The following is a 14,851-nucleotide window of genomic DNA, read 5'->3' on the forward strand; positions in this document are numbered from 1 at the left end:
CGCGTCCGGGAGGATTCGAACCTCCGACCGCCTGGTTCGTAGCCAGGTACTCTATCCAGCTGAGCTACGGACGCGCAATTGCAAGCGATATTTCTTTCGAAAAGAAATGGCGGTGAAGGAGGGATTCGAACCCTCGATACGGGATAAACCGTATACTCCCTTAGCAGGGGAGCGCCTTCAGCCTCTCGGCCACCTCACCGTCTTGCGGTCGCTCATATTACTGTCAGGCAAAAATAAGTCAAACACTTTATTGAGAAAAAGTGCCATTCCAGATGCACCTGAACACTTAATCGCCAAACCGCTAGCAAAAGCTCCCTGAAGCTTGTTTTTTCAATCCGAAAGGCTGGTTCGGTACCGGATTCCGGCACAGACAAAAAAGGCCAGCTTCACAGCCGACCTCTTTTGTAAAACAGAAATTAGTAGTTACCCGAGCTTTGCGATCCGGTATCTTTCTCTGCCTGTATACGCATGTAGATTTCTTCACGGTGAACAGACACTTCTTTCGGCGCATTGACACCGATGCGAACCTGATTTCCCTTCACGCCAAGCACGGTTACGGTTACTTCGTCACCGATCATTAGCGTCTCACCTACGCGACGAGTCAAAATTAGCATTCGATTGCTCCTTGAGTAATCTTACTTTTAATTAGTGTTTATCAGGCCATTTTCCATTGCTAGATGGCCCGGAGTTCATGGTCACTGCTCAAGAAACAGCGAGAAGTGGGCGATTATCCAGACTTTGACAATCAACCACAAACATTTTCTGCATTCGGCGTACAACAGCGATCCGTTCCGTTTTCATGGCAAGAACCATGCACAGATTTCTCATGGATCGTTTTTACGCCTCAACTGCTTGTCATTGTAGCACTTTCTTAACCATTGATGTCGACTGTACCACAGCCGACATCAAACACTTAAGTGACCGTTGCCGCATTCAGTGATGATCAGCAGAAACGTCCGTCAGAGACGCTCACTGAGCCAAGGTGATACGCTTTCCAGGGCAGCCGGTAACGCGCTTGCATCCGTCCCACCAGCCTGAGCCATGTCCGGACGACCGCCCCCTTTACCGCCAACCTGCTGAGCAACCATGTTCACCAGCTCGCCAGCCTTCACTTTCGACGTCATGTCCTTCGTGACACCGGCAATCAGGCCAACTTTACCCTCGCTGACGTTACCCAGAATCACAACACCACTTCCCATCTGGTTTTTCAGCTCGTCAACCATACCACGCAAGGCTTTGTTATCGGCACCATCAAGCTTGGCAATCAAGACCTTAGTCCCATTGATATCCTGAACCTGATTGATTAGACCTGCGCTTTCCTGCGCCGCCAGTTTATCTTTCAACTGTTGGAGCTCTTTCTCCAGCTGCTTGTTCTGCGAAACCAGCGCGCTGACTTTACTGGTGATGGAAGCAGCGTCTGACTTCACCAGACCCGCCGTTTCTGCCAGCAGATTGTCTTGTGCATGCAGTGCTGCAATTGCACCTTCACCGGTCACGGCTTCAATCCGGCGGATACCCGCGGCAATCCCGCCTTCAGAAACAATCTTGAACAAACCAATATCACCGGTCCGGCGGGCGTGAATGCCACCACAGAGTTCGGTCGAGAATTCACCCATGGTCAGAACGCGAACTTCATCGTCGTATTTCTCGCCAAACAGTGCCATTGCACCTTTCACTTTGGCGGCTTCGATGTCCATGACATTGGTTTCAACGGCATGGTTCAGGCGAATCTGCTCATTCACTATTCGCTCAATTTTACGCAGTTGTTCCGGCTTCACCGATTCCAGATGTGAAAAGTCAAAACGCAGACTGTCTGGCTTCACCAGAGAGCCTTTCTGCGTGACGTGTTCACCCAGTTCCTGACGCAATGCAGCGTGCAGCAAGTGGGTGGCTGAGTGGTTCAGGCTGATTGCCGCACGGCGCGCAGCATCCACCGCAGCAGATAAACGGTCCCCAACTTTCAGAGCACCTTCGTTCATCACGCCCTGGTGGCCAATCGCATCTCCGAATTTTTGTGTATCTTCAACCTGGAATGCAACACCGTTTGCCGTCAGCACACCAGTATCGCCACACTGACCGCCTGACTCGGCGTAAAACGGTGTGTGATCCAGAATGACCAGCGCTTTTTCACCCGCAGCGATGGCTTCAACCGCTTCACCGTCCCGGAACAGTGCGACCACCTGACCTTCACCCTGAGTGCCGTCATAGCCGCAGAACTCAGTTTCCGCATCCACTTTCACGCTGTCGTTGTAGTCAACACCGAACTGGCCGGCTTCACGCGCGCGCTGACGCTGGGCTTCCATGGCATTGTTAAAACCTTCTTCGTCAATGCTGAAACCACGCTCACGCGCGACATCATTAGTCAGGTCAGCCGGGAAACCATAAGTGTCGTACAATTTAAATACGGTCTCGCCGTCCAGCACCTTGCCATCCAGCGCATCCAATGCATCATTCAGAATTGCCATGCCACGATCCAGTGTACGACCGAAGTTCTCTTCTTCGATCTTCAGCACCTTCTCGACCATCGCCTGCTGTTGCTTCAGCGCTTCTCCTGCGGTGCCCATGACTTCTGCCAGCGGACCCACCAGTTTGAAGAAGAATGCACCATTGGCACCCAGTTTATTGCCGTGACGCACAGCACGACGAATGATCCGGCGCAACACATAGCCACGGCCTTCGTTCGACGGCATCACACCATCTACGATCAGATAGGCGCAGGAACGGATATGGTCAGCAACCACACGCAGCGACTGGTTCGACAGGTCGTCGTAGCCAATCACAGACGCCGCTTCTTTGATCAGCGCCTGAAAGATATCAATTTCATAATTTGAGTGAACGTGCTGCAAAATCGCAGCCAGACGCTCAATCCCCATGCCGGTATCAACCGATGGTTTTGGCAGCGGGTCCATTTGACCGTCAGCCTGACGGTTGAACTGCATGAAGACGATGTTCCAGATTTCGATGAAACGGTCACCGTCTTCTTCTGGTGACCCCGGAGGACCACCCCAGATGTGATCACCGTGGTCATAAAAAATTTCGGTACATGGACCACACGGGCCTGTGTCACCCATTTGCCAGAAGTTATCAGATTCGAATGCCTTCCCGCCTTGCTTATCGCCAATGCGGATAATCCGGTCTTCCGGCAGGCCAATGACTTTATGCCAAATATCAAAGGCTTCATCATCGGTCTGATAAACCGTGACCAGCAGGCGCTCTTTTGGCAGTTTCAGGACACCAGTCAGGAATTCCCAGCCATACTGAATCGCATCTTCTTTGAAATAGTCCCCGAAGCTGAAGTTCCCCAGCATTTCGAAGAAAGTATGGTGACGTGCAGTAAAGCCAACATTTTCCAGGTCATTGTGCTTACCACCAGCACGTACACAGCGCTGTGCCGTGGTCGCTCGGGTGTAATTACGCTTTTCCAGACCCAGGAAGGTATCTTTAAACTGGTTCATCCCCGCGTTCGTAAACAGCAGGGTCGGGTCATTGGCCGGAACCAGTGACGAACTGTCGACAATCTGGTGACCTTTGCTTTCAAAAAACGTAAGAAACGCACGGCGAATCTCATCAGTGCTCATGTACATTTGAAAATCCTGAATAATGCTGTGTTAATCCCCCTGCCGGCAACTGCCATCCAGTTGTCTGAGCTCGAACCCAAATTCGGCCCAGATGCAGGTTTAATCAGACTAAGATAAAAGGTTTGCTGACTATTGTAAAACAACGCGGGTTTGACGGGAAATGTTCTGTGAACACAGGAGAAAAATCAGCCTTCGTATTCGTCATCAACCGATAAGGCATAGCGGATTTGTTCAAAGTCAAATCCGCGGGACTGCATGAAGCGCAGCCTGCGCGCTTTCTCTTTCGGAGTATCCATCGGTTGATTGCCAAATTTACGCTGCGCGACTGATTTTGCCTGTTCAAACCAGTCCACCTCAGCATTGGTCAAAGCCTGCTTGATACACAGTTCGTGTACCCCTTTCATTTTCATTTCCTGCTGAATACGCAGCTTCCCCCAACCTTTGGCAACGCCATTCCGCACAGCCATGGCGGCATACCGGGCATCATCAAGCCATTGATAGTCCTGACAAAAAGCAATGGCTTCCTGAACATCCTGCTCGCTGTATCCGCGCATTTTCAGTTTCTGTTGCAGTTCCCGCTCTGCATGATCACGACGCGACAGATACCCGACCGCCGCTTCTTTTGCCGAAATTTTAGGTGGTTGTCGTCTCACGGATATCCCCTGTTTTCAGTTGTCCTGCATCTGTGTCATTTGTCCGTGGCTGAACGCCCCAAAACACAACGGGCACTGACGTTGGTGAAATCACCGCCGTACAGCGCCCGTTGTTCCAGTTCTGATCCTGTGCTGTTTTAAGCTCGATCAGCGGTCAGCTTAAAAAGCTTCGCCTTCCTGAGCATCAATCTTTTCTGCATCTGCACTCGCCAGCTCAGCATCTTCATCGCTCAGATTTGCAGGCGTCAGCAATTGCTCACGCAACAGCTTGTCAATGGTTTGTGCAATTTCCGGATTCTCAGACAGGTACTTACAGGCATTCGCCTTACCCTGACCAATCTTGTCACCCTGATAGCTGTACCAGGCACCGGCTTTTTCAATCAGCTTTTGCTTTACGCCCAGGTCAATCAGCTCGCCATTGCGGTTAAAGCCCTGTCCGTAAAGAATCTGCGTATCCGCTTGCTTAAACGGCGCTGCAATTTTGTTTTTCACAACTTTAATGCGGGTTTCGTTCCCCACCACTTCGTCGCCTTCTTTGATCGCGCCGGTACGGCGGATGTCCAGACGAACAGAAGCATAGAATTTCAGGGCGTTACCACCCGTTGTTGTTTCCGGGTTCCCAAACATCACACCAATCTTCATTCGGATCTGGTTGATGAAGATACACATACAGTTTGACTGTTTCAGGTTACCGGTCAGCTTACGCATCGCCTGAGAAAGCATCCGGGCTTGCAGACCCATGTGAGAGTCACCCATTTCGCCTTCAATTTCAGCTTTCGGGGTCAGGGCGGCAACGGAGTCGACAACAATCAGATCAACAGCACCAGAGCGTGCCAGCGCGTCACAGATTTCGAGCGCCTGCTCACCGGTATCCGGCTGAGAAACCAGCAGCTCGTCGATGTTCACGCCCAGCTTCTTCGCATAAATCGGATCCAGTGCGTGCTCAGCATCGATGAAGGCACAAGTCTTGCCTTTACGCTGTGCTGCAGCAATGGTTTCCAGTGTCAGCGTGGTTTTACCTGAAGATTCCGGACCATAGATTTCTACGATACGACCCATTGGCAGGCCGCCAGCGCCCAGTGCGATATCCAGTGACAGAGAACCGGTTGAGATGGTTTCGATATCCATCGTACGGTTGTCACCCAGCTTCATGATGGAGCCTTTACCGAACTGCTTTTCGATCTGACCCAGGGCAGCGGCAAGAGCCTTCTGTTTGTTGTCGTCCATTCGACTCTCCAACGGATGCTAATTCAAGAATTCAATTTACGGGTTAGTATACTGTCTATTCATACAGTGTCTAGCACTGGATGCGATTTTTTTCCGCTCCAGCCCGCTAACCGGAGCAGAGTGTGATCTTCACTGCATCGCCTGCAAGCGATCCAGAAAACCTTGCAAAGCGTACGCGACCGCCTGCTCACGAACGGCCTGCCTGTCCCCGTCAAACAGACAGGTCGTCACATGCTGCCAGCCGGTTGTATCCGCCCAGGCAAAACACACGGTGCCAACCGGCTTTTGCGGGGTGCCGCCATCCGGTCCGGCAATGCCACTGATCGCAACACTCATCTGAGCACGGGAATGAGCCAGTGCCCCCGCAGCCATTTCCAGCACGACGGGCTCGCTGACGGCACCATACTGTGCCAGTGTTGCCGCCTGAACCGCCAGCATTTCCTGCTTTGCCTCATTGCTGTAGGTCACAAATGCCCGGTCAAACCAGGCTGAGCTTCCGGCAATATCCGTGATAGCTGCGGAAACACCCCCGCCCGTACAGGATTCTGCTGTTGTGGCCAGCCATTGACGTGCAACCAGGGCATTTCCCAGTTGGGCGGCGAGTAAGGTCTCTACCATCTGCTTTCCTCCGCGCGCAGTCGATTCAGCCACCTTACTCGGTTGCGCCACCGGCATCAAGCCATAGAAATTCTTCCGGCCCTCTTTGCCCGTCCACACCTTTCACGTATCCTAGTCAGCCTGATTTTTCTCGGTTTGAAGCGGGCGACAGCGTGACAGTACAAGGTTTAGAAAAACACACTCCCATGATGCAGCAATATCTCAGAATCAAGGCAGAAAACCCTGATGTGCTGCTGTTTTACCGGATGGGCGATTTCTACGAACTCTTCTTTGACGATGCCAAGCAAGCCTCACAACTGCTCGATATTTCGCTGACCAAACGGGGGGCGTCCAATGGCCAGCCGATCCCCATGGCCGGTGTGCCATATCACGCCGTAGAAGCCTATCTGGCGAAACTGGTTCAGTTAGGCGTATCGGTTGCAATTTGCGAACAGATCGGCGATCCGGCCACCAGCAAAGGACCGGTTGAACGCCAGGTCGTGCGTATTGTGACTCCAGGAACCGTCAGTGATGAAGCGCTGCTGCATGAACGGCGCGACAACCTGATTGCCGCTATTTTCTGCCAGAACGGCCGCTTCGGTTACGCCACGCTGGATATCACCTCCGGCCGCTTTATGCTAACCGAGCCTGAAACCGAAGAAGCGATGCAGGCCGAGCTGCAGCGCACCAGCCCTGTTGAACTGCTGTACCCGGAAGATTTCCCGCTGCCGGGCCTGTTCAGTCACCTCAAAGGAGCGCGACGCCGTCCGGTGTGGGAATTTGCTCTGGAAACCGCCCGCCAGCAACTGACTCTGCAATTCGGGACCCGTGATCTGGTGGGCTTTGGCGTTGAGAACGCTGAGTTTGGTCTGTGTGCCGCTGGCTGTCTGCTTCAATATGTGAAAGATACGCAGCGCACGGCCCTGCCCCATATCCGAGCGATTACCCGGGATACACAAGAGCAGTCCGTGATTCTGGATGCAGCAACCCGCCGCAATCTGGAACTGACCCAAAACCTGGCCGGGGGCACCGACAACACACTGGCTTCAGTACTGGATCAGACCGCGACGCCTATGGGCAGTCGTTTACTCAAACGCTGGCTGCATCAGCCGGTGCGAAACCACCAGCAACTGAATCAGCGACTGGATGCCATCGGCAATCTGAAAGACAGCGGCATGTTTGCCGAACTGGCCGATGTTCTGCGTCATATGGGCGATCTGGAACGCATTCTGGCCCGTCTGGCACTGCGTTCTGCCCGGCCGCGCGATCTGGCCCGGATGCGGACCGCACTACAGTATCTGCCTGAACTGGCTGGACTCATGACTGAGTTCAGCAGCGATCATCTGCGTCAGCTTGCCGAGTACAGCCAGCCCATGGATGAGCTGTGTGCGCTGCTGGAACGCGCGGTGATCGAAAACCCGCCCGTGGTGATCCGTGATGGTGGCGTCCTGGCACCCGGATACAATGCCGAGCTGGATGAATGGCGCGATCTGGCCGATGGTGCCACGAAATTCCTCGAGGAGCTGGAAGCCAGCGAACGCGAACGACATGATATCGACAGCCTGAAAGTCGGGTTCAATCAGGTGCACGGTTTCTATATTCAGATCAGCCGTGGCCAGAGTCATAAAGTGCCCAGCCATTATGTACGCCGCCAGACGCTGAAAAATGCCGAGCGCTATATCATTCCCGAGCTGAAAGCACATGAAGATAAAGTGCTGAATTCCAAGTCCAAAGCGCTGGCACTGGAGAAAAAGCTGTGGGAAGAACTCTTCGATCTCTTGCTGCCTCATCTGGCACAGTTGCAGCAGACTGCCGCGGCGCTCTCTGAACTGGATGTGCTGGCGAATCTGGCAGAGCGTGCCGACACGCTGAACTACTGCCGTCCGCACCTGACGGACAAACCGGGCGTTGAAATCAGTGCCGGTCGTCACCCGGTGGTTGAGCAAGTGCTGGATGACCCATTCATCGCCAACCCGATTTCACTGCATCAGGACCGGCGAATGCTGATCATCACGGGTCCAAACATGGGCGGTAAGTCCACCTACATGCGCCAGACCGCACTCATTGCTCTGCTGGCTCATGTTGGGTCTTATGTTCCGGCGGATACTGCAACCATCGGCCCGCTGGACCGGATTTTCACCCGAATTGGTGCGTCGGATGATCTGGCATCCGGCCGTTCGACCTTCATGGTCGAAATGACTGAAACCGCCAATATCCTCCACAATGCCACTGAAAACAGTTTGGTGTTGATGGATGAAATTGGTCGCGGCACCAGCACGTATGATGGTCTGTCTCTGGCCTGGGCCAGTGCAGAATGGCTGGCTGAGAAAATTGCCGCCATGACCTTATTCGCCACCCACTACTTTGAACTGACCGAACTGCCTTCACTGTTGCCAGGGCTGGCGAATGTTCACCTGGACGCAATCGAGCATGGCGATGAAATTGCCTTCATGCACGCCGTCCAGGAAGGTGCGGCCAGTAAGTCTTTCGGCCTGGCCGTTGCCAGTCTGGCTGGTGTTCCGAAATCTGTGATTAAGCGCGCCAAGCAAAAACTGCAGCAACTGGAGGCCAGCGGCCACCAGCAGGCGATTGAGCAGCCGAGTCAGAACAGCAGCGATACTCAGCAACTGTCACTGATCCCTGAACCTAGCGAAGTTGAAGAAGCGTTAGCACGTCTGAACCCGGATGAGCTGTCGCCACGGCAGGCATTAGATGAACTCTATCGCCTCAAGGCTTTGCTGTAATACCAATCAAAGCAAGTCAGTGATCAAAAATAGCGCAGGAATAATGTTTGAGAACAAGGCGGATTTTTTATATAAGTAGTTGTTCTACAATCAAAAAATCTAACGCAGTTATCGAACATTTTAACAAGCTAGGATGACCAGTGATTGACTGCGATTGGTATAAAAGCCAATCCTGTTTGCAACACACAAAAAAAGGACGCCGGGCAGGCGTCCTTTTTCAATGGTTTTTCTTTCCGTAATATCTTTGTGCAATGAACCTGTGAGCAATGACTCTCGGAGTCAGTTCTCTTCGCTCAGTCCTTACATTTCCTGATTGAACAGAGATTCAATGTTCAGACCCTGATGGGTCAGCATATCCCGCAGGCGGCGCAGACCTTCAACCTGAATCTGACGTACTCGCTCGCGGGTCAGACCAATCTCACGGCCCACATCTTCAAGCGTCGATGCTTCATAACCCAGCAGACCAAAACGGCGGGCAAGCACTTCACGTTGTTTCGGATTCAGCTCTTGCAGCCAGGTGACGATAGAATTTTTCATGTCGTCATCCTGCGTTGATGTTTCCGGGCCACCGCAACGCTCATCCGGAATAATATCCAGCAAAGCTTTCTCGGTATCCCCACCAATCGGATTATCGACTGAGCCGACACGCTCGTTGAGGCGCAGCATCCGATTCACATCATCCACAGATTTATCGAGTTGCAGGGCAATGTCTTCAGCGGTCGGTTCATGATCCAGCTTTTGGGCCAGCTCACGGGCCGTCCGCAAATAGACGTTCAGCTCTTTCACTACATGAATGGGCAGACGAATCGTCCGGGTTTGGTTCATGATGGCCCGCTCAATGGTTTGACGGATCCACCAGGTCGCGTAAGTTGAGAAGCGGAAACCACGCTCAGGGTCGAATTTTTCAACCGCACGGATCAGCCCCAGGTTACCTTCTTCAACCAGATCTAACAGCGCCAGACCACGATTGCTGTAACGGCGGGAAATTTTAACCACCAGACGCAGGTTACTTTCAATCATCCGCTTACGGGCGACCTCATCTCCACGTAAGGCACGACGCGCATAAAGAACTTCTTCCTCAGCGGTTAAAAGTGGGGAAAAACCAATTTCACCAAGGTAAAGCTGCGTTGCATCCAATGCTTTCTGAGTGACACTATAAGACGAGATTTCCAGCTCGTCTTCCGTCTCTTCAACCTCGGATTTTGCTGAGATGTCAGCTTCTTGCTCTTCAACCTCAAGCTCTATATCGTCTTCAAACTCATCGTAGTTTTCGATATCAGTAGCTGCATTACTTCTGCTCATAGCGCCTCCCAGATAGCGTCTCGCAAATCCGGTTCATCACGCCCGAGCCGTCTGTCAGTCTGGCAGGTACTTGAGCGGATTCACTGACTTGCCTTTATAACGGATCTCAAAGTGCAGCCGGACACTGTTGGTTCCTGAGCTGCCCATCGCGGCAATTTTCTGCCCCGCAGTCACCGTATCTTGCTCCGTGACAAGTACCTTCTCATTGTGCGCATAGGCACTCAGGTAGTCGTCATTATGTTTGATGATGACCAAGTTGCCATAACCCCGGAGTGCATTGCCTGCGTAGACAACTTTTCCGGCAGCGGTTGCGTTGACATCTTGTCCACGCTGACCCGCGATATCAATGCCTTTATTGCCGTTGTCCCGGCTCGAGAATCCGGCAACCACTCGTCCTTTAGTCGGCCATCTCCAAGTGTCAACTTTGCCATCGTCAGACTTTGAAGTCTTCGCTGTGTTTTCCTTCGGTTTTGCCTGAGTTGTAACAACTTTGTTACTTTTTGAGTCTTGAGAGTACTCTTTTGTGGAAGGACGATCAACACCTTTGTTGGCGCTTTTTTGTACGTCTTTAGTCGAAGATTTCACCGGCACAGGTTTTGCCGCCGTTGTCGTTTGTGCAGGCTTACTTAGCTGAGTTGATATTACGGGTGGTTTCGCTGCGGCCACCGTCGTTGCTGCCGCAGCCGTGCCTGTCGCCACGGTTGTCGCCGCAACTGGACCGACCACAACGGGTGGCTGATAAGGGATCGCTTCCCGCTTCGGTGGCACAGATGGTTTCTTCACAATGGGCTGTGAAGGTCGCGATGCGACTTTCTGACCAAATTGTGGGGCAACATATTTCGGTTTCCAGAGAAAGAGTTTCTGACCCGGAAAAATCGTATAGGGTGGTGATAACTGGTTAATATCAATCAACTCATTGACATCACGCCCGGAAAGATAAGCAATGAAATAAAGGGTGTCCCCCTTTTGAACCTCATAATAACTGCCACGGTAACTACCACGCTCCGTGTTGTTATAATTGGCCCCTTGGGGCGGATAAGTCGCGCAAGCAGTCAGCAGATGACCTGCTGCCAGTACCGCGAATAATTGACGCTTTTTTCCCTGCCACCCTTTCATCGGTTAAGCCAGCTCCCCTGACACGAGCGGAACAAAGCGTACCGGTGTAATTTCTTCCGTCACATAGTGACCATCCAGACAGCGGATACACTTGAGCACTTGATTCATCTCACCAACCGGAATCACCAAACGCCCGCCTTCAGCCAGCTGGGCCAGCAACGCCGGCGGAACAATATCCGCCGCAGCCGTCACAATGATGGCATCAAAAGGACCTTTGCCTGACCATCCCTGCCAGCCGTCACCATGCTTGGTGGAAATGTTATGTAAATCCAGTTGCTTGAAACGACGCTTTGCCTGCCACTGCAGCTTTTTAATCCGCTCAACGGAGTAAACCCGGTCGACCAGATGAGACAGAATCGCCGTTTGGTAGCCCGAGCCGGTGCCGATTTCAAGCACCCGGGAGCTCGGTGACAATGCCAGCAGTTCAGTCATGCGTGCAACGATGTAAGGTTGAGAGATTGTCTGCCCACTGCCAATCGGCAAAGCATTGTTTTCATAAGCTTTATGAGACAAGGCTTCATCAATAAAATGCTCGCGGGGAACTTTGTCCATCACTTGCAGCACTTGCCGGTCAGCAATGCCCAGCTGACTCAAATATTCCATCAGGCTATGGCGTTGTTCCGCATAGCGCATTATCCGTTGTTCTCCACTTGTTTCATCCACTGCGACAGGTCATCTAACGCATCATGCGCGGTTAAATCAACCTGAAGCGGGGTCATTGAGACCTGCTTGTGCTCAATCGCATAAAAATCAGTGCCCGGCCCCGCATCCTGGCAGCTGCCGGGAGGGCCAAGCCAATAAATCGTTTTCCCGCGCGGGTCGGTATCTTTAATCATTTTTTCAGCCCGGTGCCGTGCGCCCAATCGTGTTACCTGCCATTCACCCAGCTCGGACAAGGGGACATCCGGAACATTGATATTTAAAATTTTATTGCTGGGTAAAGGCTGAACTTTCAAACGGCCAACGACTTCCTTGACGACCTGAGCCGCTGTGGCAAAGTGCTCACGTCCCACCAGAGAGACAGCAATGGCAGGTACACCTAAAAAATGTCCTTCGGTGGCTGCGGCGACGGTGCCCGAATACAGCACATCATCGCCCAGATTTGCGCCATGATTAATCCCGGCAACAACAATATCCGGCTTTTCAGTCATCCACTCATTGAGCGCAAAATGAACACAGTCGGTTGGTGTCCCTTCCACCGAAATCCGACGAATGCCTTCTTCACGGATCCGCAGCGGTGTTTCCAGCGTCAGAGAATTTGACGCCCCACTGCGATTACGGTCCGGTGCCACCACATAGACCTCCCCCAGTTCCTTCAGGGTATCGGCCAATGTATTGATTCCTTCAGCAAAGATACCATCATCATTACTGATCAAAATTCGCATATCTGCCATCCTTTTGTTCTGGCTCATCAATCATCTCTCGCAACACGGCCGTTGCAAAGCAGCCCGCTGGCAGGGAGAACTGAACCACCAGTTGATCAGCTTCCTGCGACCAGTGCATATCGCCTGGTCGCAACATCAGCGCACGGCGCTCATGACGCATACGGTTATCGCGGATCAGTTTGAGCAGCAAAGGTTCCTGTTCAATGATCTGCATTTCGAAGTCGGCAACCTCTCCCTGCGTCGGCAGCGCATTGTCACCCATCATCGGAGCCGTAATCAGCACACTGCCCTGCTCAACCTGCGCCTGCAGCGCCGGGGTAACCTGCTCGACCAGCGTCCAGCTATCCGTCTCTTTGTCCTGAACACAGTCACCGGCCATCAGAGTCGCTGCCTTACCCGCCGCGATCCGCTGGGACAGGACGAGATTAAACAGCCAGGAACGTGCCGCAGACAGATAAAAACTGCGTTTGCTCTTATCCCGAACCCGAAACTCATCGTTCCCCCAGGCACGAGCTTTGATCACGTTATTACCATCGTGGCCGAATCGCTGCGCACCAAAGTAGTTCGGCACACCGTGCTGCTCGATCTGTTTCAGGCGGGAGACGACATCCGCGGGCTGGTCCAGTTCGCTCAGTCGCAGCTCAAATGCATTGCCGGCCAGATCGCCTGGACGCAGTTTTTTATCATGGCGATCTGTGGCGATCACCTCAACCCCCGGGTGCTCTGCGACAAACTGCGTGAGATCCGGATCCGGTTTCCCAGGCAGGTGCACACTGAGCCATTGCTCGGTCACGGCATGGCGGTCTTTCAATCCCGCCCAGCTGACATCCCGGGATTTTACGCCACAGGCTTTGGCCAGCTCATTGACAACATACTTGGTGTTTTCACCGGTTTTACGGATTTTCACCATGAAGTGTTCACCGCTACCGGCAAAATCAAATCCCAGTTGTTCTTTGACGATAAAGTCTTCCGGGCGAACTTTGCTGCGCCCGCGGCAAACCGGCTTACCATACAGCCAGCTCAGGCTGTCCATTTCAATTGTCATCATGTTTACAGTTTCCAGAAAGGAGTCCGGTTACAGGGAACGCAGTAACACAACCGCTTCGCAGGCAATGCCTTCTTTGCGGCCCGTAAAGCCCAAACGCTCGGAAGTGGTTGCCTTTACATTAATATTATCGACCGTGGTTTCAAGATCGTCGGCAATTCGCTGACACATTTCGTCGATATAAGGTGCCATCTTGGGCGCCTGGGCAATAATGGTGACATCCAGATTCCCTAGACAATAGCCTTTCGCTTTCACTTTGGAATAGACATCGCGCAGCAACATCCGGCTGTCTGCACCTTTCCACTCAGCATCTGTGTCCGGGAAATGACGACCAATATCACCGGCACCAATCGCCCCCAGTAAAGCATCACAAACCGCATGGAGTGCAACATCACCATCTGAATGCGCCACCAGACCAAATTCATACGGGACGGCCACGCCACCGATGATCACCGGGCCTTCACCGCCAAATTTATGTACGTCAAAACCATGTCCAATTCGCATTATGCCTGCTCCTTTTGTCGTTGCTGCAGGTAAAATTCGGCCAGTGCCAGATCTTCCGGCTGTGTAATTTTCAAATTATCGGCCCGTCCGGTCACCAGGCGCGGTGCATAACCGCAATGCTCCAGGGCTGAAGCTTCATCGGTGACGACAGCGCCGTCTGCAAGTGACTTGGTCATGGCGTCACGGAGCTGACCTGCCCGAAACATCTGTGGCGTGAGAGCATGCCAGAGATCCGTGCGTTCTACTGTCATGGCGATCGCCTGGCGGCCATTGCCACGCTTCATGGTATCCCGCACTGGTGCGGCCAGGATTGCGCCACACTCGCTTTGTTGTGCCTGTTCGATCAAGCGTGAAATATCATCCTGATGCAGGCAAGGACGGGCCGCATCGTGAACCAGCACCCAGTCTTCATCCGATAAATCTGCCAAACCGGCGAACACGGAATCAGCACGTTCCGCGCCCCCCTCAACCACAGTCACTTCAGGACGAGCAGAGAGTGGGAGATGCTGAAAATAGGGGTCGCTGTCGCTAATCGCAATCACCACACGACCGATCGCGGGGTGTTGCAGCAGACAGTCAACGGTATGTTCTAAAATTGTTTTTCCTGCAATCAGCAGGTACTGCTTGGGCCGATCAGCCTGCATACGGCTGCCGATACCGGCGGCTGGCACAACAGCAGTTAAGGTTTGAGTCATGATGG

Annotated in this window: 13 protein-coding genes and 2 tRNA genes; 1 reads left to right on the forward strand and 14 read right to left on the reverse strand. The window is 52.8% G+C overall.

Going from position 1 to position 14,851, the window contains the following annotated elements:
• The 7 genes from Q4579_RS17345 to pncC all read right to left on the reverse strand — a co-directional run bounded on the left by Q4579_RS17345 (position 1) and on the right by pncC (position 6,076).
• Positions 1–74: transfer RNA gene (locus Q4579_RS17345), tRNA-Arg, on the reverse strand.
• A 33-nt stretch (positions 75–107) separates the two neighbouring features.
• Positions 108–199: transfer RNA gene (locus tag Q4579_RS17350), tRNA-Ser, on the reverse strand.
• A 217-nt stretch (positions 200–416) separates the two neighbouring features.
• Positions 417–614, reverse strand: coding sequence for a carbon storage regulator CsrA (gene csrA / locus Q4579_RS17355; RefSeq protein WP_211646207.1), 198 nt, complete (start codon positions 612–614; stop codon positions 417–419).
• A gap of 345 nt (positions 615–959) precedes the next feature.
• Positions 960–3,584 carry an alanine--tRNA ligase gene (gene alaS, locus Q4579_RS17360; protein WP_303565921.1) on the reverse strand — a complete coding sequence of 875 codons (2,625 nt, stop codon included), beginning with the start codon at positions 3,582–3,584 and terminating at the stop codon, positions 960–962.
• A 179-nt stretch (positions 3,585–3,763) separates the two neighbouring features.
• Positions 3,764–4,231 (reverse strand): recombination regulator RecX, encoded by a 468-nt coding sequence (gene recX, locus Q4579_RS17365; RefSeq protein ID WP_303565922.1) that lies wholly within the window; start codon positions 4,229–4,231, stop codon positions 3,764–3,766.
• Positions 4,232–4,390: 159 nt separating this feature from the next.
• On the reverse strand, positions 4,391–5,458 hold the full coding sequence (recA, locus tag Q4579_RS17370; RefSeq protein WP_211646208.1) for a recombinase RecA: 1,068 nt from the start codon (positions 5,456–5,458) through the stop codon (positions 4,391–4,393).
• A gap of 129 nt (positions 5,459–5,587) precedes the next feature.
• Positions 5,588–6,076 (reverse strand): nicotinamide-nucleotide amidase, encoded by a 489-nt coding sequence (gene pncC, locus Q4579_RS17375; protein WP_303565924.1) that lies wholly within the window; start codon positions 6,074–6,076, stop codon positions 5,588–5,590.
• A gap of 152 nt (positions 6,077–6,228) precedes the next feature.
• On the opposite strand from pncC, the gene mutS reads away from it, so the two are divergent.
• Entirely contained in the window at positions 6,229–8,799 is a 2,571-nt protein-coding gene (mutS, locus tag Q4579_RS17380; protein WP_303565925.1) for a DNA mismatch repair protein MutS, read from the forward strand.
• A gap of 300 nt (positions 8,800–9,099) precedes the next feature.
• Here mutS and rpoS read toward each other — a convergent pair whose 3' ends face one another.
• Genes rpoS through ispD form a run of 7 tightly spaced genes read right to left on the reverse strand, consistent with a single transcriptional unit; the run spans position 9,100 to position 14,846 of the window.
• On the reverse strand, positions 9,100–10,101 hold the full coding sequence (rpoS, locus tag Q4579_RS17385) for an RNA polymerase sigma factor RpoS (RefSeq protein WP_303565927.1): 1,002 nt from the start codon (positions 10,099–10,101) through the stop codon (positions 9,100–9,102).
• A 54-nt stretch (positions 10,102–10,155) separates the two neighbouring features.
• On the reverse strand, positions 10,156–11,217 hold the full coding sequence (locus Q4579_RS17390; protein WP_303565928.1) for a peptidoglycan DD-metalloendopeptidase family protein: 1,062 nt from the start codon (positions 11,215–11,217) through the stop codon (positions 10,156–10,158).
• Between the two features lie 3 nt (positions 11,218–11,220).
• Positions 11,221–11,850, reverse strand: coding sequence for a protein-L-isoaspartate(D-aspartate) O-methyltransferase (locus Q4579_RS17395; RefSeq protein ID WP_303565929.1), 630 nt, complete (start codon positions 11,848–11,850; stop codon positions 11,221–11,223).
• A complete protein-coding gene (gene surE, locus Q4579_RS17400; RefSeq protein WP_303565932.1) occupies positions 11,850–12,602 on the reverse strand; it encodes a 5'/3'-nucleotidase SurE in 753 nt (250 codons plus the stop codon). Before surE ends, Q4579_RS17395 begins: the two co-directional genes overlap by 1 nt.
• The gene (truD, locus tag Q4579_RS17405; RefSeq protein ID WP_303566009.1) at positions 12,583–13,647 is read right to left on the reverse strand and encodes a tRNA pseudouridine(13) synthase TruD; all 1,065 of its coding nucleotides are present in this window, start codon (positions 13,645–13,647) and stop codon (positions 12,583–12,585) included. The genes surE and truD overlap by 20 nt, the downstream gene beginning before the upstream one ends.
• A 30-nt stretch (positions 13,648–13,677) precedes the next feature.
• Positions 13,678–14,151: a 2-C-methyl-D-erythritol 2,4-cyclodiphosphate synthase gene (ispF, locus tag Q4579_RS17410; protein ID WP_211646214.1), complete on the reverse strand. Its 474-nt coding sequence runs from the start codon at positions 14,149–14,151 to the stop codon at positions 13,678–13,680.
• Positions 14,151–14,846, reverse strand: coding sequence for a 2-C-methyl-D-erythritol 4-phosphate cytidylyltransferase (ispD, locus tag Q4579_RS17415; protein ID WP_303565935.1), 696 nt, complete (start codon positions 14,844–14,846; stop codon positions 14,151–14,153). The genes ispF and ispD overlap by 1 nt, the downstream gene beginning before the upstream one ends.
• Positions 14,847–14,851: the final 5 nt, after the last annotated feature.

It is taken from the genome of Photobacterium sp. 1_MG-2023 (assembly GCF_030547945.1).
Lineage (GTDB): Bacteria > Pseudomonadota > Gammaproteobacteria > Enterobacterales > Vibrionaceae > Photobacterium.